The sequence below is a fragment of the Vibrio sp. TMPB1044 genome, assembly GCF_030442075.1.
Lineage (GTDB): Bacteria > Pseudomonadota > Gammaproteobacteria > Enterobacterales > Vibrionaceae > Vibrio > Vibrio satsumensis.
In genome coordinates, this window is sequence record NZ_JAUJED010000011.1 from 40,306 (window position 1) to 59,452 (window position 19,147).

General features: G+C 47.4%; 6 protein-coding genes. 5 read left to right on the top strand and 1 reads right to left on the bottom strand.

Translation table 11 applies throughout. The features are described from left to right. Positions 1–7 precede the first annotated feature (7 nt). A complete protein-coding gene (locus QQ041_RS06290) occupies positions 8–835 on the bottom strand; it encodes a 4'-phosphopantetheinyl transferase superfamily protein (protein ID WP_285953338.1) in 828 nt (275 codons plus the stop codon). 518 nt (positions 836–1,353) lie between these two features. On the opposite strand from QQ041_RS06290, the gene QQ041_RS24150 reads away from it, so the two are divergent. The 5 genes from QQ041_RS24150 to pfaD are packed head-to-tail and all read left to right on the top strand — an operon-like array spanning position 1,354 to position 19,052. Continuing rightward, a complete protein-coding gene (locus tag QQ041_RS24150; protein ID WP_353057833.1) occupies positions 1,354–1,545 on the top strand; it encodes a hypothetical protein in 192 nt (63 codons plus the stop codon). Further along, the gene (locus tag QQ041_RS06295; protein ID WP_285953339.1) at positions 1,545–9,386 is read left to right on the top strand and encodes a type I polyketide synthase; all 7,842 of its coding nucleotides are present in this window, start codon (positions 1,545–1,547) and stop codon (positions 9,384–9,386) included. Before QQ041_RS24150 ends, QQ041_RS06295 begins: the two co-directional genes overlap by 1 nt. Further along, on the top strand, positions 9,386–11,443 hold the full coding sequence (locus QQ041_RS06300; protein ID WP_285953340.1) for a PfaB family protein: 2,058 nt from the start codon (positions 9,386–9,388) through the stop codon (positions 11,441–11,443). The genes QQ041_RS06295 and QQ041_RS06300 overlap by 1 nt, the downstream gene beginning before the upstream one ends. Then, a complete protein-coding gene (locus tag QQ041_RS06305; protein ID WP_285953341.1) occupies positions 11,440–17,376 on the top strand; it encodes a beta-ketoacyl synthase N-terminal-like domain-containing protein in 5,937 nt (1,978 codons plus the stop codon). Before QQ041_RS06300 ends, QQ041_RS06305 begins: the two co-directional genes overlap by 4 nt. A gap of 38 nt (positions 17,377–17,414) precedes the next feature. After that, on the top strand, positions 17,415–19,052 hold the full coding sequence (pfaD, locus tag QQ041_RS06310) for an eicosapentaenoate synthase subunit PfaD (protein WP_239717624.1): 1,638 nt from the start codon (positions 17,415–17,417) through the stop codon (positions 19,050–19,052). The last annotated feature ends 95 nt before the right edge of the window (positions 19,053–19,147 follow it).

Genomic DNA, 19,147 nt, shown 5'->3' on the forward strand with positions numbered 1-19,147 from the left:
AGCTAGCTTAAAAGAGATGAGATGATGAAAAGGTTCTCATCTCTATCTGCATCGGTAGCAAATTTCCGCCGAGCGTAACCGCAAAGCGATACTGCTCATCCAACCGCCCTAAACAACATTGCCAATCTGTAGAAATATCGGTTTGCTCAGTAACATCCAGCCCAACTCCACTGTATATGCTGATCTCACCATACAATCTAATTTCATCCTGCAAGTTTGGTTGAAAATCCGAAGGGTGATGTGACTGTGTTTGCTCCGTCAGATTGGAGAAATCGAACGAAAAGCTTCGCAACGATGTGGCTAGCCCTTTACCTGTCGCTTTGATATACGACTCCTTCAGCGCCCACAGATCGAAAAAGCGCTCTCTTTGTTCTTCTTTGCTGAGCTCAAGTAAATCCGTCAATTCCGTATCTGAAAAGTAGTGCTTCATGATCGAGTCGATATTGGTCGAACTTCTGGCATGTTCGATATCAACGCCTAATTGAAGTGACTTTCCTTCTCTCTGGCAAACTGCGATTAACAAATATTCTTTGCTATGACTGATATTGAAATTCAGGCCGGTTTCTATTTGTTGTTTCTCAATTAATCTTGGCTTCCCTTTCTCACCATATTCAAACCGCCACGCTTTAGGCGTTAAATCCGAATAACAAGACAGTACTCCTCTCAAGTAGTTGCGAACATACATGGCTTGAACTTGAGACGAGGGCACTCTATAGCGTTCAACTTTCTCAATTTCATCGGCCGTGAGTGTCTCTTTGAGGTGTGATTTGATATCGATATCGTCACACAAATCACTCAAAGAACATAACCATAAATCGACGATTGGGTTTTCCATTTTACTCACGTTCACTTCTTCAAACCACTCATCAAAAAACCATCAAAACGGACAAATTTAACTCACCTATAATTTGAGATAAACATAGAGAATTCGTACAGGAAACACCCTTCATATACGGGCTTAAAAATAACTTTTCAAATAATAACAAATTAAAACACGGATCACATTCCACCTTATGGAATAGGCACCTATTAAATGTTACTTACAAAAATCTGACATAGATCTCACAAAGTTAAAATATAGAGTATAAACACTAAAAAATCACATATACCCATTAATTATCAATAAGTTAATTTCATCAAAAATACAAAAAACAAAAGTTCAGAAAAATCATCTGGTCTGAACAGATCATAGTGGCCTCTGGGAGCATTGTATCGACCACTCACCTCGGGTAGCCTGCTCAACCATTAAACAAATTCACACGTTTTCTTTGCGGATACCGACTTGTCGTTTAGTCAGACTTTGAACAGGATTTTAATGGACATCGCCTCAACATTTGAATGCCACCGTCGCGCATGAAATACCTCCCCTACTCTCGTAAGTCAACGCACTTCGAAAAACTAATTTCTATCTGGTTGCCGCCACTCAGCAACCTGAATTTTCAGCTGCGCTTCCCTAAGTCTGTTTCAGATTTTCTTTCTATAGCTTTAAAAGCGCAGCCTCAAAACACGACATCACTTTCTGTGATTTCTAGTGGAGACTCATAATGAGCCAACCCGAGACAAATACACCGGAATCAGTCGACGATTCTCGATTGAATAAACGCCTTAAAGATATGCCTGTCGCTATCGTTGGTATGGCGAGCATGTTTGCAAACTCTCGTTACCTGAATAAATTTTGGGACCTTATCAGCGAAAAGATCGATGCGATTACTGAAGTACCAGATACGCACTGGCGTCCAGAAGATTACTACGATTCAGATCGTACTACGCCAGACAAGTCTTACTGTAAGCGCGGTGGTTTCATCCCTGAAGTGGACTTCAACCCAATGGAGTTCGGCCTTCCGCCAAATATCCTAGAACTGACTGATACGTCACAGCTGCTTTCTCTGATCGTGGCAAAAGAAGTACTTGAAGATGCCAAGCTGCCTGAAGGCTACGATCGCGATAAGATCGGTATCACGCTGGGTGTTGGTGGTGGTCAGAAGATCGCTCAAAGCCTTAACGCTCGTCTTCAATACCCTGTTTTGAAAAAAGTATTCAAGAGCAGTGGTATCAACGACGAAGACAGCGAAATGCTGATCAAAAAATTCCAAGACCAATACATCCACTGGGAAGAGAACTCATTCCCTGGTTCATTGGGTAACGTAATTTCAGGTCGTATTGCTAACCGCTTTGACCTTGGCGGCATCAACTGTGTAGTAGATGCTGCGTGTGCAGGCTCTCTAGCCGCAATGCGCATGGCTCTTAGTGAGCTGGTTGAAGGCCGCAGTGAAATGATGATCACGGGTGGTGTGTGTACTGATAACTCACCAACCATGTACATGAGCTTCTCTAAAACACCTGCATTTACCACCAATGAAACCATTCAACCTTTCGATATCGACTCAAAAGGCATGATGATTGGTGAAGGCATCGGTATGGTAGCTCTTAAGCGTCTTGAAGATGCAGAGCGCGACGGCGACAGAATCTACTCAGTGATTAAAGGTGTCGGTTCTTCTTCGGATGGTAAGTTCAAAAGCATTTACGCACCTCGCCCTGAAGGACAAGCAAAAGCACTAAAACGTGCTTACGATGATGCTGGTTTCGCACCGCACACACTTGGCCTTTTAGAAGCGCACGGGACAGGTACTGCAGCGGGTGATGTGGCTGAATTTGGTGGCTTAAACTCGGTATTCAGTGAGAACAATGAAGAGAAGCAACACATTGCGTTAGGCTCTGTGAAATCTCAAATTGGTCACACTAAATCAACCGCGGGTACTGCAGGTTTAATCAAAGCTGCATTAGCACTGCACCACAAAGTACTTCCGCCAACGATTAACGTATCGGCTCCGAATCCTAAGTTGGATATCGAGAACTCACCGTTCTACCTAAACACACAAACGCGTCCTTGGATGAAACGTGTCGACGGTACGCCACGCCGTGCAGGTATTAGCTCATTCGGTTTTGGTGGTACTAACTTCCACGTTGTATTGGAAGAGTACACCCCAGAACATGCTCGCGGTGACAAATACCGTCAGCGCCAAGTGCCGCAAACTCTGTTATTCAGCGCAGAATCTCGTCAAGCATTGGTCAATGAGCTAAAACAAGTTTCAACTCAAGTTGCCGATGCTGCGTTCAACCTGGAAGCGCTTGCTGAACAACATAGTTTGCGTGAAGTTGACGCTAAGCATGCTCGTATTGGTTTAGTCGTGACTGATCAAGCAGACCTTCAAGCGCAACTGACTCAAGCGGTTTCTATGCTTGAGAGCCAAGCCAAAGCACATTGGCAGATGCCAAACGGCACTAGCTACCGTGAGTCAGCACTGATTGCTGAAAACGGTGCAGGTAAAGTCGCGGCACTATTCGCAGGTCAAGGTTCGCAATACCTAAACATGGGTCGCGAGCTTGCTTGTCATTACCCTGAGATGCGCCAACAGCTTGCTCAAGCGGATCAGGTATTTGGTCAGCACAAGAAAACAGCTCTGTCGCAAATTCTGTTCCCAATTCCAACCTTCACACCTGAAGCAACTAAAGCTCAAGAAGCGGTACTAACCAACACGGCCAACGCGCAAAGTGCGATTGGTACTGTGTCTATGGGTCAGTTCGACATCATGACTCAGGCTGGCTTCAAAGCAGACATGGTCGCAGGCCACAGCTTTGGTGAGTTAAGTGCACTATGTGCATCGGGTGTTATCTCGCAAGACGATTACTACCAGTTAGCTTTCGCTCGTGGCGATGCGATGGCTGCGACACCTGAACAAGGTGACAGCGGTACTATGTTTGCAGTCATCCTAGACGCAGACAAACTTCCAGCCGTTGAAAGCTGCATCAGCCAATTCGAAGGCGTGAGCATTGCCAACTACAACGCTCCGACTCAACTGGTTATTGCAGGTCCAACCGCGACGGTTCAACAAGCAGCACAAGCGCTAACAGAACAAGGCTTCAAAGCAATTGCTCTGCCAGTTTCTGGCGCTTTCCACACACCGCTTGTTGCTCACGCTCAAAAACCATTTGCTGCTGCAATCGATAAAGCTTCATTCAGCGCTCCAACGCTGCCGCTTTACTCAAACGCAACGGGCAAACTGCACAGCAAAGACGCGAAAGCGATCAAGAAAGCATTCAAACAGCACATGCTGCAATCGGTTCGTTTCAGCGAGCAAATTGAAGCGATGTATGAAGCAGGCGCGCGCGTATTCGTTGAGTTCGGTCCTAAGAACATTCTTCAAAAGCTGGTTGAGAAAACATTGGCTGATAAGAACGAAGAGCTTTACGCAATCAGTATCAACCCAAGCCCTAAAGGCGACAGTGACCAACAGCTTCGTTTAGCTGCGGTTCAACTGTGCGTTGCAGGTATTTCATTAGACAACATTGACCCTTACCAAGCTGACATTGCTGAACCTGCGAAGGCATCACCAATGAACATCAAGCTGAATGCAACCAACTACATCAGCCCTGCTACTCGTAAGAAAATGGATCAATCATTGGCTTCGGGCAACGTCACCGAAAAGACTGAGATTGTTGAAGTGAAAGTTGAAGTCGAGAAAATCGTGGAAAAAGAAGTGATTAAAACAGAAATCGTTGAAGTACCTGTGGCTACTCCTCAAGCTTCAAATGTACAACAGTCAGCTGCCCCAGCACCAAGTGCACAAGTAGCAACAGCAGCTCCGCAATCACAAGTGGTTCAAACTGCCCCAGCGACTAGTCAGCCAACAGCTCAAGTAACGGTAGATGAGTCTTCATTGCAGTCGTTCTTCAATGCTCAACAACAAGCAGCAGAAGTACATCAGCAGTTCCTTGCGATTCCTCAGCAATACGGTGACACGTTCAACACCCTAATGTCTGAGCAAGCGAAAATGGCAACAGCAGGCGTAGCAATTCCTGAAAACCTACAGCGTTCTATGGAGATGTTCCACCAGCACCAAGCTGAAACGCTAAAAGCTCACGCTCATTACCTAGAAATGCAAGCGCACAGCAACAGCTCTGCACTTAATATGCTGACGCAAGGTTCAGTGCAAACCGCACAACCAACCTTCGTTGCATCAGTAAATGCTCAGCCAGCGATTCAAACTACTCCAACAGCTATCGTTGAACAGCCTGTAGCTCAAGTGCAAACGGCTCCTGTACAAACCGCGCCAGTTCAAGCTCAGTCTGTTCAAGTTACGCCAGTACAGAAAGCCGTGCCTGCACCGAAAGTCGCGGCTCAAGCGGCAGCGCCTGTTGCAGCTCAACCTGTGCCAGTTAAAGCACAACCAGCTCCTGTGGCTGCACCAGTAGCAGTACAATCAGCAGATGCTGAAAAAGTAATGCTAGAAGTGGTCGCCGAGAAAACGGGTTACCCAACGGAAATGCTTGATCTAGAAATGGACATGGAAGCAGACCTTGGTATCGACTCAATCAAGCGTGTAGAGATCCTTGGTACCGTTCAAGACGAAATGCCGAACCTACCTGAGCTGAACCCTGAAGATTTAGCTGAGTGTCGTACTCTTGGTGAAATCGTTACCTACATGAACAGCAAGATGCCAGCATCAGCGCCTGTGGCAGCACAGCCAAGCGCAGCTGCTCCTGTTCAAGCCGCTAACGGTCTTGATGCGAAAGTCGTTCAACAAACCATGCTAGAAGTGGTGGCTGAGAAGACAGGTTACCCAACGGAAATGCTTGATCTAGAAATGGATATGGAAGCTGACCTTGGTATCGATTCAATCAAGCGTGTTGAGATTCTTGGTACGGTTCAAGATGAACTGCCTACTCTTCCAGAGCTAAACCCTGAAGACTTAGCTGAGTGTCGCACTCTTGGCGAAATTGTTGACTACATGAACAGTAAACTTCCGACTTCTGCACCAGTTGCAGCACAAACGGAAGTAGTGGCGCCAGCAGCAGCTAACAACGGACTAGATGCGGCTGTCGTTCAAAAAACCATGTTAGAAGTAGTCGCAGAGAAAACGGGCTACCCGACTGAAATGCTAGACCTAACAATGGATATGGAAGCTGACCTTGGTATCGACTCAATCAAACGTGTTGAAATTCTAGGGACAGTTCAAGACCAGCTACCGACTCTTCCAGAACTAAACCCTGAAGATCTAGCAGAGTGTCGCACTCTCGGTGAAATTGTTGCTTACATGAATACTAAAAGCATGAACAGCAAACTTCCAGCTTCTACTCCTGTAGCATCTGCACCAGCGCAAGCAGTCTCAAACGGTTTAAACGCCGAGCAAGTTCAAGGCACAATGTTGAGCGTAGTAGCGGATAAAACGGGCTACCCAACAGAAATGCTCGACCTAGCAATGGACATGGAAGCAGACCTTGGCATCGACTCAATCAAACGTGTTGAGATCCTTGGTACGGTTCAAGACCAGCTATCAACATTGCCAGAGCTGAACCCTGAAGACTTGGCTGAGTGTCGTACTCTTGGCGAAATCGTTGACTACATGAATAGCAAGTTAGCTCCTAGTTCGGAAGTAGCGACAATGGCTCCTGCTGCAGAAGTAGAGGCAATTGTAAAAAGCACGAGCAATGACCTAAACCCTACTCATGTTCAATCAACAATGATGGAAGTGGTTGCCGATAAAACAGGCTACCCAGCAGAAATGCTCGACCTAGCGATGGACATGGAAGCAGACCTTGGTATCGACTCTATCAAACGCGTTGAAATTCTAGGTACGGTTCAAGACCAGCTACCAACGCTGCCAGAACTGAATCCTGAAGACTTAGCTGAGTGTCGTACGCTTGGTGAAATCGTTACCTACATGCAAAGCAAGCTATCCGCTTTAGCACCCGTAGCGACTGCTAAAGCTGAATCAGTAACGCCTATCGCAGAAACAGCGACAACGGAACTTCCTCCACACAATGAGGTAGCGCTAAAAAAGCTACCAGCGGCAGATAAACTCGTCGATTGTTTCTCAGAAGACGCTTGTGTTGTGATCACAGATGATGGTCACAACGCCGGCGTTCTAGCAGAAAAGTTGACCGCTAACGGCATTCAAGTTGCTGTAGTGCGTAGTGCTCTTTCTGCCGCGTCACCTTTAAACAGCGAAATCGCAAGCTACACACTCAACAGCGTCGATGATGCTGGTGTAACTGCGGTTATTAACGGCATAGAAGCAGACCTTAAAACGTCGAACAAAGTGATTGCTGGCTTCATTCACCTACAAGCTATCGTTGATGCTAAACAAAGCAACGAGCAAGCGGTAAACTTGAATGCAGACTCAAGAGCTTCACTGACGACAGCGTTCTTATTCGCCAAGCACCTAAATGGCCAACTGAATGCCGTTTCTGGTCGTAGCGTGTTCTTCACACTAAGCCGTATCGATGGTGGCTTTGGTTACCTAGATACTAAGCAATTAGCGAATGCAGAACTTAACCAAGCGGCTCTATCTGGTCTAACTAAGACACTGAGCCATGAATGGTCAAACGTATTCTGCCGTGCATTGGATGCTGACGCTTCTATTGATGCTCGTCACCTAGCTGAAGCTATCACAGGTGAACTGTTCGATATCGATACCGACACGGTTGAAATCGGCCTTAGCCATGCGGAAAACGGTGAATCTGGTCGTGCAACACTGATTGCGACAACACCAGGCGCTGCACAAACTAAAAACACAGGCGCTCAACTCACCAAGAGCGACAAAGTTCTGGTGACGGGTGGCGCTAAAGGCGTGACGTTTGAATGTGCACTGACGCTTGCTAAGCAATGTAAGTCTCACTTCATTCTTGCAGGTCGTAGTAAGCATATTACTTCAGCTGAGCTACCTCAGTGGGCACAAGGCAAGCAAGAGAAAGAGCTAAAACCAGCGGCTATCGCTCACCTACAAGCTACGGGTGATAAGCCAACGCCGAAAAAAGTTGATGCCTTGCTAAAACCGGTATTGAGCAGCCTTGAAATCAACGCAGCACTTGCCGCTTTCAACGAGATTGGCGCGAGCGCTGAATACCTAAGCCTAGATGTATCGAACCATGAGTCAGTAGCAAAAACGCTGGCAAATTTCGATGGCATCACTGGTCTTATCCACGGTGCAGGCGTACTGGCTGACAAACACATTCAAGACAAAACGCTTGATGAACTGAACATGGTTTACGGCACGAAAGTGGGCGGACTAGAAGCGGTTCTTAGCGGTCTTGATAGCAGCAAGCTAAAACTGATTGCGATGTTCTCTTCGGCGGCGGGTTTCTACGGAAACACAGGCCAAAGTGATTACTCGATGTCTAACGAGATCCTAAACAAAGCAGCTCTGCAGTTGTCTGCGCGTAACCCTCAAGCGAAAGTGATGAGCTTCAACTGGGGACCGTGGGACGGTGGCATGGTAAACGCAGCACTGAAACGTATGTTCACAGAGCGCGGTGTGTACGTAATTCCTCTTCAGGCGGGTGCAGAGCTATTTAGCTCTCAACTACTGAACGAAACTGGCATTCAATTGCTGGTTGGTACGAGCATGCAAGGTTCTGACAACAAGGAAGCTGCTGTAAAAAAGCTTAATGCGGAGTCTGTGCATCTTGCAAAGAGTCCGCTGAATACAAGCATCACTGTGACACGTCATCTTGATCCAAAGGCATTGCCTTTCATTCAAGATCACTGCATTGCCGGTAATCCTGTGTTACCGACAGTGTGTGCCATCCAATGGATGCGTGAAATCGCAGAGCAACTGTTAGGTGTGAACGTTAGCGTTCACAACTATAAACTGCTTAAGGGTGTGATTTTTGATACCGATGAAGTGCAAGAGCTAACGCTTGTCTTGTCTTCAGACGCTAAATCAAAAGATCAGCTAAAAGCAGTAATCAGTTGCCGAGGGCGACCACAGTATCAAGCTCAGTTGCAAGTTGCCTCTGTGCAAGTGTCTGAAGATGTTCAACAAGCGTCAACAAAGCGCTTTGAAGCCAACACTTCAGCACCTGTAACAGCGGCGCAAGCTCTATACAGTGACGGCACTCTGTTTCACGGACCAAGATTGCAAGGTATTACCTCAGTCGAACGCTTTGACGACTTAGGCTTATTGGCTCAATGCCAGTTGCCTCAGATTGAAAACAGCGACTGCGGAGCATTTATTCCTAAGCAAGGCTTTGGCGATAGCCAGCCATTTGCTGAAGATTATCTGTTGCAAGCCATGTTGGTATGGGCTCGATTGAAATACGGCGCGGCAAGCCTACCGTCTGCAATCGGTGATTTTATTTGTTACGCACCGATGCACAATGGTGACCAAGGTTGGCTAGAGCTGAGCGTGATAAAAAGCACGGCTCGTTCGCTGCAAGCTGATATCTCGCTTTACCACCAAGATGGTCGTTTAAGCGCAGTAATGAAAGGTGCCAAAGTCACCATCAGCAAGAGTTTAAATGACGCATTTTTGCCGAAGTCTAGCTCAGCAGTAGCGAGTAAGACTAAAACAGATAAGAAAACAGAAAAGGAGCAATTGTCATAGTGACTGTTCCTACTAATAAAGCGATGCCATTGCGCATCGCTCTTTTAGCTCAGCCAGCAAACGCGGCTGAGCTTTCTGCTGACTTATTCCCCTCGTTCCCAGGCATGATAACTGTTGTGGTTGATGGCAATTTTAATCAAGCACTTACTCAAGCGATTGAGGCAGTCAATCAAGGCAGTGCTGTTAAACTCTGTTTGGATTCTCACGATCTATCCTTAGTGATGTTGAGTGCACTGACCGCTGCTCAAAACAAGATTCACCCACACGCGAATTTAGCGGGCTTTGCCGAAACTCTCGATCTAGATAATGGAGATTGCGTTCAGCTTGCTCTAGAGATGTCACGCCGCCCCGCTTCAGATTTAAGCCATCAACAACAATACTCAGCCCTATCTGCTTCGCAGCAGTTTAATGAATTGTTGAATATGGTTAATGCGATATCGAGCCGTTCATTGCCGAGCCATTCATTACCTAACAATTACTGGTTCACTGAGCCGAACAAAGCACGTGTTGCTGCGTTAACTTTCAGTGACGATAGCCCAAAATCCACCAGCCTGATACTGGCTCAAGCGACCGGTTTGCAAGAACCAAAACCCTTACTATCGAGTGAGCGTTTGATGTTTGTGGTTTCTGGCAATGACCAAGCTGAATTGGTTTCTCAGTTGACCTCACTAAGAGCTGAGCTTAAATGCGTTAGCGATTCGGCGGACAGCGAACTTGCTATCGCCACCCTGATGCATTCAAACCTAAGCCACTTCCAAAACGTTCAGCACAATGCTGGCCTTAACTCGAACATAGTGATTCAGGCGGCTTCAATCGATGCTGCAATACAAGAGATCACAGCGCTAGAAAATACGTTGCCAAAAGTAATGGCTGACAATAACCAATACAAAACTCCTGCGGGCAGTTGTTTCTCACCGATGCCTCAAAGCAAAGGTGGCGTTGCATTTGTTTACCCAGGTGTTGGCACGATTTATCCCGGCATGTTGCGTGAGTTTCACCACCATTTCCCACAGTTATTTGCTCGTTTAGAACGTGAAGGTAACCTGAAAGAGATGCTGCAGGCTGATAAAACCTACGCTGAAGACTCGCAAGAAATGTCACTCAGTGAATTGGCAATTGCAGGTGTCGGCAGTAGTTATCTGTTAACACAACTGCTGTGTGATGAATTCAAAGTACAGCCAGACTTCGCTTTGGGTTACTCCAAGGGTGAAGCTTCAATGTGGGCCAGTTTGAATGTTTGGAAAAATCCGCATGCGTTGATTGAGATGACTCAAACTAGCCCTATTTTCACGACGGCTATTTCTGGTGAACTCACCGCAGTGCGTCAAGATTGGCAGCTGAACGGCGACGAAAGCATCCAATGGAATAGCTTTGTGGTTCGCAGTGATGCGCAAGCGATTGAGGCTCTGTTACCGGAGTTTCCACGTGCTTACCTTGCCATTATACAAGGTGACACCTGCGTACTGGCCGGTTGTGAAAGCACATGTCGTGCATTACTCAAGAAACTGGGTAAACGTGGTATTGCCGCGAATCGTGTTACCGCAATGCACACTACCCCAGCACTAAGTCAGCATAGCCAAGTGCGTGATTTTTACACGCAACCACTGTTCAACGAGTTGCCAAAGCATATCCGCTTTATCAGCGCAGCAGGCTTGCCAACTGGCGCACCAATCAATATCGATAGCGACAGCATCGCCCTTTCGATTGCCGACACCTTCTGTTCAACGCTGGATTTCACCGCGTTGATCCAGAGTGCGCGTCAACAAGGTGCTCGTCTGTTTGTCGAAGTAGGCGCCGATCGTCAAACCAGCACATTGATCGACAAGATCAACCGCAGCGACAGCGTATCAGACCAATACTACACAATCGCTTCCAATGCCAAGGGTGGCGACGATGTTGTCACGCTCATCAAGTGCATTGGTCAGCTCATTACTCATCAAATTCCACTGTCTGTCGAGCCACTAATTCAAGGGCTAGAACAACAGATCACCACCGCTAAGCAATTCAGTGGTGTGCCTCAAGGCAGCACAGTAGGTCATCAAGGAGAGCTAGTATGAGTTCTCAATATCAGGCTCAAGCTCAGAACAAACAGCAAGTGAAGTGCAATAAGATCGCCATTGTCGGTATTGCTAACCAATACCCTGAAGCCGATACGCCAAAAGACTTTTGGCAAAACTTGCTGAATAAAAAAGACTCTCGAACCACATTAAGCGCTGAAAAGTTAGGCGCTAAGCCTGAAAGCTATCAGGGTGTGCAAGGTGAATCAGACCGCTTTTACTGTGATAAAGGCGGCTACATCGAAAACTTCAATTTCGACAGCAATGGCTACCGCTTAACAGCTGAGTCATTCAAAGGTGTCGACCAGAGTTTTCTTTGGGCGTTAGATACCAGTCGTAAGGCTTTAGTCGACGCAGGCGTTAATTTAAATGCCGATGTTTTAGAGCGCACAGGCGTGATCATGGGCGCCCTTTCGTTCCCAACCACACGCTCGAACGACCTGTTTCTGCCGATGTACCACTCGGTAGTCGAAAAGGCACTACAAGCTAAATTGGCTAATGACCAGTTTTCACTGCTACCAACCAATGAAACAGCTCAAGACCTCAACCCGATCAACGGTGCTGCGGCACACAACGCCTCTAAGTTAGTGGCTGATGCGCTAGGCTTAGGCAACGTGCAACTTAGTCTAGATGCGGCATGTGCAAGTTCAGTGTATTCATTGAAGTTAGCGTGTGATTACTTGAACACGGGCAAAGCCGACATGATGTTGGCAGGTGCAGTATCCGGTGCTGACCCATTCTTCATCAACATGGGTTTTTCCATATTCCACGCTTACCCTGACCACGGTGTGTCGGTTCCGTTTGATAGCAACAGTAAAGGTTTATTTGCTGGCGAAGGCGCTGGTGTTTTAGTGCTAAAACGTTTAGCTGATGCAGAGCGTGATGGCGACAACATCTACGCAGTCGTCAGCGGCATTGGCTTGTCAAACGATGGCCGCGGCCAGTTCGTATTAAGCCCAAACAGCAAAGGACAAGTACAAGCCTTTGAACGCGCTTACGAGGCTTCAAACCTAACACCAGACAGCATTGAAGTGATTGAGTGTCACGCAACTGGCACACCATTAGGTGACAAGGTTGAGCTAACCTCAATGGAGCGTTTCTTTGCTGACAAATTAAATGGTTCTAACCCGCCATCGATTGGCTCTGCGAAGTCAAACCTCGGTCACTTACTGACTGCGGCAGGTATGCCAGGGATCATGAAGATGATCTTTGCGATGAAAGAAGGTGTACTTCCGCCAAGTATTAATTTGGACAAGCCACTATCGTCGCCAGAAGGTTTATTTGGTTCACAGACGCTACCAACACAAGTGCAACCTTGGCCAAGTAAAGCGGGTAACCAAGAGCGCTGTGCGGGTGTTTCTGTATTTGGTTTCGGTGGTTGTAATGCTCACTTACTGCTTGAAGCGTATTCTGACACCAGTCATGCAAATCAGACTCAAGAGTCAGCGTCTCCAAGCCTACAATCGCCTAATTTAAGCATTGCTGGCCTCGCGTCTCACTTCGGTTCTCTGCAAAGCATCAATGCGCTAAGCACTGCAATTGAAACCAACAACGATGCTTTCATTGCTTTGCCTAAGAAACGCTGGAAAGGCTTAGACCAACATCCAGAACTACTGAATCAGTTTGGTTTACACGGCATTCCAAATGGAGCCTACATCGATCAATTCGATCTCGATTTCCTTCGCTTCAAAGTGCCGCCTAATGAAGATGACCGTTTGATCTCTCAGCAGTTGCTACTGATGAAAGTTGCAGATGAAGCCATCAAAGATGCCAAGCTCGTAGCGGGCCAAAAGGTAGCTGTACTGGTCGCAATGGAAACAGAGCTTGAGATGCACCAATTCCGTGGGCGCGTAAACCTGCATAGCCAACTGGCTGACAGCTTTGCCAACATGGGTATAGAACTAACTCAAGACGAATACCAATCGCTAGAAACCATCGCGATGGACAGTGTGATGGACGCAGCCAAGCTGAACCAATACACCAGTTTCATCGGCAATATCATGGCTTCGCGTATCTCTTCATTGTGGGACTTTAACGGCCCTGCCTTTACGATTTCAGCCGCTGAACAGTCAGTTGCTCGATGTATCGACGTAGCACAAAACTTGATGTCGCAAGAATCCATGGATGCCGTGGTAATTGCAGCCGTTGACTTAAGTGGCAGCGCAGAACATGTGATTCTGAAGAACAGCGTGAGCCCGGTATCGCTTGATCCAAAATTCGACCAACCACAAGACGGCAGTTGGAATGTAGGTGAAGGCGCAGGTGCGATTGTTCTTGTTGAAGAAGGTCGAGTCGCTAGCAACCAAGACACGGCTTACGGCAGCATCAACGCATTGGCTTTTGGTTCAAGCAAGCATAACAACGTCGTTGCTGATGAGTTACTAACTCAAGTTGGCATGAGCTCAAACGATGTTTCTCTGCTTGAGCTTAACCATGCACCAGAGTCTTCATCTCATCAGTCTTCGTCTCTAAGTTTAGGGAATACAAAGACTACTCAAGCGAGTCAACGTGTGGGTCATTGCTCTGCAGCTTCTGGTATGGCAAGCCTGCTACACGGTCTGCTCAACCTGAACCTTGCACCTCTGAATCCGAATGTCAGTTCTAAGAGCGCGATTGTTGCCAACATCAGCGAAGGACAATGTTCACAGCTGCTACTAAGCCAATCGAGTGTTGAATCTCAATCACTTTCCGTTCGTTTAAACAATGAACTGGCGAGCGATGCTAAGCGCCAATTGGTTAAGCAAGTGACTCTTGGTGGTCGCGATATTTATCAACATATTGCCCATACCCCAGTGACCAACTTAGCAACGATTCAACAGAAAGCTTCTGGTAAAAAAGCAGCAAGAGTGGCGTCGATTCCAACGACAGCAAGCATTCAAGCAGCCTTTGCGCAAAAAGAGTTAGAGAAGAAAGCATCAGCGCAGAACGCGGTAGAGCCAGTAATCGAAACTCCTACATCAGTATCCCCTACTCTGGCGCCAACTCGCCACAGTCAGCTAACAGGTAACCACAGCAATATGACTCATGTCCTATCCGCTAAAAATGGCGCGTCTCAAATCGACGCTAATACGGATGCAGCATTACAGCCGTCTGTAACACCACACAACCAAGCTTTTGCTCAAAACCAACAAGCAACGCAGCAAGTACACAAAGCATTCCTGCACACTCGTGCCCAAGGCATGCAGATGGCTGATGCGCTATTAAAAGCACAGCTAAACGCAGTGACATCTGGTTTAGATAGCAATGCCCTTTCTCAACAAACGAATGGTCAACAAACGCCAGCTCAGCCTGCTCAAGCTCAATCAGCTCAAGTTCAGTCAACGCCAGTCAACGTACTTGCAACGCCAGCACCAGTGAAACCGATCCGTAAACCATGTATCTGGGATTACGATGATCTGGTTGAATACGCTGAAGGCGATATTGCGAATGTATTTGGCCCTGACTACGCGATCATCGATAGCTACTCGCGCCGCGTTCGTTTACCAACCACAGACTACCTATTGGTATCTCGTGTGACTAAGCTCAACGCGACCGTTAACGAGTACAAACCAAGCACCATGACCACAGAATACGACATCCCAGTTGATGCGCCGTATCTTGTAGATGGTCAGATCCCATGGGCTGTTGCAGTTGAATCTGGTCAGTGTGACCTAATGCTGATCAGCTACTTAGGTATCGATTTTGAAAACAAAGGTGAGCGTGTTTATCGCCTGCTTGATTGTACGCTGACCTTCCTTGGCGACTTGCCTCGTGGTGGCGATACGCTGCGTTACGATATCTCAATCAACAACTTTGCTCGCAATGGCGACACGCTGCTGTTCTTCTTCTCGTACGAATGTTTCGTTGGCGACAAGATGATCCTGAAAATGGATAACGGCTGTGCGGGCTTCTTCACTGATGAAGAGCTAGCAGATGGCAAAGGTGTGATTCACACTGAAGATGAAATCAAGGCTCGTAAGCTTGCAACTAAGCAACGCTTCGACCCTATGTTGCACTGCCCTAAAACCCAGTTTAACCACCAAGAACTGCGTCACCTGCTGACTGCCAACATTACAGAGTGTTTTGGCCCGACGCACCAATCTAATCGCCACCAGCCTTCTCTATGCTTCAGCTCAGAGAAGTTCATGATGATCGAAAAGGTTAGCCGTGTTGAACCGCAAGGCGGCACATGGGGACTTGGTCTGATTGAAGGTCACAAGCAGCTAGAGCCTGAGCACTGGTACTTCCCTTGTCACTTCAAAGATGACTCGGTAATGGCTGGCTCTTTGATGGCAGAAGGTTGTGGTCAACTGCTTCAGTTCTTCATGATGCACCTTGGCATGCACACACTTGTTCAAAATGGTCGTTTCCAACCGCTTGAAAATGCCCCTCAACAAGTACGTTGTCGTGGTCAAGTTCTACCGCAATCGGCAGAACTGACTTACCGCATGGAAGTGACTGAAATTGGTTTAAGCCCTCGCCCATACGCGAAAGCTAACATCGATATCTTACTGCACGGCAAAGTGATTGTTGATTTCCAAAACTTGGGTGTAATGATCAAAGAAGATGACGAATGTACTCGTTACCTGCCTTCTTTAGAAACAGCTGTCGCGACCCCTGTTATCGAAAACTTGGGCCATACGCCAGCAGTGAACCAACAAGCTTCAGCCAATGCGCCATTGATGGCTCAAATTGAAGACCTAGAAACTGCACCAAACAAAGGTGTCGTTCCTCTTCAACACGTTGAAGCGCCGGTAACGCCTGATTACCCGAACCGCACACCCGATACGGTTCCATTCACGCCTTATCACATGTTCGAATTCGCGACTGGTGATATCGAGAAATGTTTCGGGCCTGATTTCTCTATCTACCGTGGCATGATTCCACCACGTACTCCGTGTGGCGATCTGCAGTTAACTACTCGCGTTGTTGAGATCGACGGTAAACGTGGCGACTTCAAGAAGCCTTCATCGTGTATCGCAGAATACGAAGTGCCAGAAAACGCATGGTATTTCGATGAAAACAGCCACCATACCTTGATGCCTTACTCGGTATTAATGGAGATTTCGCTGCAGCCAAACGGCTTCATCTCTGGCTACATGGGCGCCACTCTGGGCTTCCCAGGTGAAGAACTGTTTTTCCGTAACCTAGACGGCAGCGGCAAAATGCTGCGTAACGTCGACTTGCGTGGCAAAACGATCACCAATGATTCTCGCCTGCTTTCAACCGTAATGATGGGCACTAACATCGTACAGAGCTTTAGCTTCGAACTGAGCACTGATGGCGTGCCGTTTTATGAAGGTACAGCGGTATTTGGTTACTTCAAAGGCGCTGCACTGAAAGACCAACTAGGTTTGGACAACGGTAAGGTGACTCACCCTTGGCACGTTGATAACAACCGTACGCCAGATGTAAACATTAACCTGCTAGACAAAACGACGCGTTACTTCAATGCACCCGTTTCGGCTACTGGTGAAGTACAAGAGCACTACAAATTGGCCGGCGGTCGTTTGAACTTTATCGATACAGTGCAGATCACTAGCGACGGTGGTAAAGACGGCCTTGGTTACCTATATGCAGAGCGTACGATTGACCCTAGCGATTGGTTCTTCCAATTCCACTTCCATCAAGATCCTGTAATGCCGGGCTCTCTAGGTGTCGAAGCGATCATCGAACTGATGCAAACCTACGCCCTAAACAAAGATCTTGGTGCTGGCTTCCGTAATCCGAAGTTTGGTCAAATCCAATCTGAAGTGAAATGGAAATACCGTGGTCAGATTAACCCTCTGAACAAACAGATGTCTCTGGATGTACATATCACTGCGGTTAAAGACGAAGACGGCAAACGCATCATCGTTGGCGACGCAAACCTGAGCAAAGATGGTCTGCGTATTTACGAAGTGAAAGACATCGCGATTTGTATCGAAGAAGCCCCTGCTAACGATAAAGCATAAGCCGCCATTAGAGACAAAGAATTAGGAAAGAATTTAGTATGACAACTCAAACTACAATTAATAACGAAAAGCTATCTCCGTGGCCTTGGCAGATTGAAGGGAGCACTACCCATTTCGATAACGCAGCAATGTCGACAATATTAAAAGACTTAAGCCTTGCTTGTTACGTAGTGAACCACCCAGAAAAAGGCTTAGGTGTAAGCCAACAAGCTGAGATTGCATCGGGCGATTCAGCAAGCTCTGCGAACAGCCAACCTGTCAGCGCCTTTGCTCCAGCTCTTGGTACACAAAGCCTAGGCGACGAAGATTTTCGTCGCTGTCATGGCGTGAAATACGCTTACTATGCTGGCGCAATGGCAAATGGCATTTCATCTGAAGAGTTGGTGATTGCTCTTGGTCAAGCTGGCATTCTTTGTTCATTTGGCGCGGCGGGCTTAATCCCGTCTCGCGTTGAGCAAGCGATCAACCGCATTCAAGCTGCACTACCAAACGGTCCTTACGCGTTTAACTTGATTCACAGCCCAAGCGAACCAGCGCTAGAGCGCGGCAGTGTTGAGCTGTTTTTGAAGCACAAAGTGAAAACGGTTGAGGCTTCTGCTTTCTTAGGTCTCACACCGCAAATCGTTCACTACCGTGCAGCGGGCCTTAGCCGCGATGCACAAGGTGAGATTCAGATTGGCAACAAGGTTATTGCTAAGGTAAGCCGTACTGAAGTCGCAAGTAAGTTCATGCAACCAGCTCCAACTAAAATGCTGCAAGCTTTAGTTGATGAAGGCCGAATTACAGCAGAACAGATGGAACTAGCACAGCTGGTTCCTATGGCTGATGACATTACCGCAGAGGCCGATTCTGGTGGTCACACCGATAATCGTCCGCTAGTAACCCTACTGCCAACGATTCTTGCACTGAAAGAGCAAATCCAAGCTCAGTACCAATTCAAAACACCGCTACGTGTCGGTTGTGGTGGTGGCGTAGGTACGCCTGACGCTGCTCTAGCGACGTTTAACATGGGCGCGGCATACATCGTTACTGGTTCTATCAACCAAGCGTGTGTTGAGGCTGGCGCGAGCGCACACACACGTAAGCTACTTTCGACAACCGAAATGGCTGACGTGACGATGGCTCCGGCGGCCGACATGTTCGAAATGGGCGTGAAACTACAAGTGGTTAAACGCGGCACTTTATTCCCAATGCGTGCAAACAAACTGTATGAGCTGTACACACGTTACGACTCAATTGAAGCGATTCCAGTAGAAGAGCGTCTGAAGTTAGAGAAGCAAGTATTCCGTTCAACACTGGATGATATTTGGGCTGGCACTGTGGCTCACTTTAACGAACGCGACCCGAAACAGATCGAACGTGCTGAAGGCAACCCGAAACGTAAAATGGCGTTGATTTTCCGCTGGTACTTGGGTCTTTCTAGCCGTTGGTCAAACACAGGCGAACAAGGCCGTGAAATGGATTATCAAGTATGGGCTGGCCCTGCACTTGGCGCATTCAACGCATGGGCAAAAGACAGCTACCTAGATGATTACCAACAACGTAATGCAGTAGACCTAGCCAAGCACCTGATGCACGGTGCGGCTTACTTAGCACGTGTTAACCTGCTGACTTCGCAAGGTATCAAGCTTGATCCAGAACTTGCACGCTGGAAGCCGACTCAGAGAATGGCGTAGGTAACTCATAACTTAGATTAGCTAGGCTCAACGAATAAAAAAAGCGACCACTTAGGTCGCTTTTTCTTTGGACGTTCTTATCTCAACTAGATAGA

What these genes read in the sequence shown, in the direction of transcription:
- QQ041_RS06305 (WP_285953341.1), top strand. Translation starts at nt 11,440, where the DNA reads ATGAGTTCTCAATATCAGGCTCAAGCTCAGAACAAACAGCAAGTGAAG.
- QQ041_RS24150 (WP_353057833.1), top strand. Translation starts at nt 1,354, where the DNA reads ATGAAATACCTCCCCTACTCTCGTAAGTCAACGCACTTCGAAAAACTA.
- QQ041_RS06295 (WP_285953339.1), top strand. Translation starts at nt 1,545, where the DNA reads ATGAGCCAACCCGAGACAAATACACCGGAATCAGTCGACGATTCTCGA.
- QQ041_RS06290 (WP_285953338.1), bottom strand. Translation starts at nt 835, where the DNA reads ATGGAAAACCCAATCGTCGATTTATGGTTATGTTCTTTGAGTGATTTG.
- pfaD (WP_239717624.1), top strand. Translation starts at nt 17,415, where the DNA reads ATGACAACTCAAACTACAATTAATAACGAAAAGCTATCTCCGTGGCCT.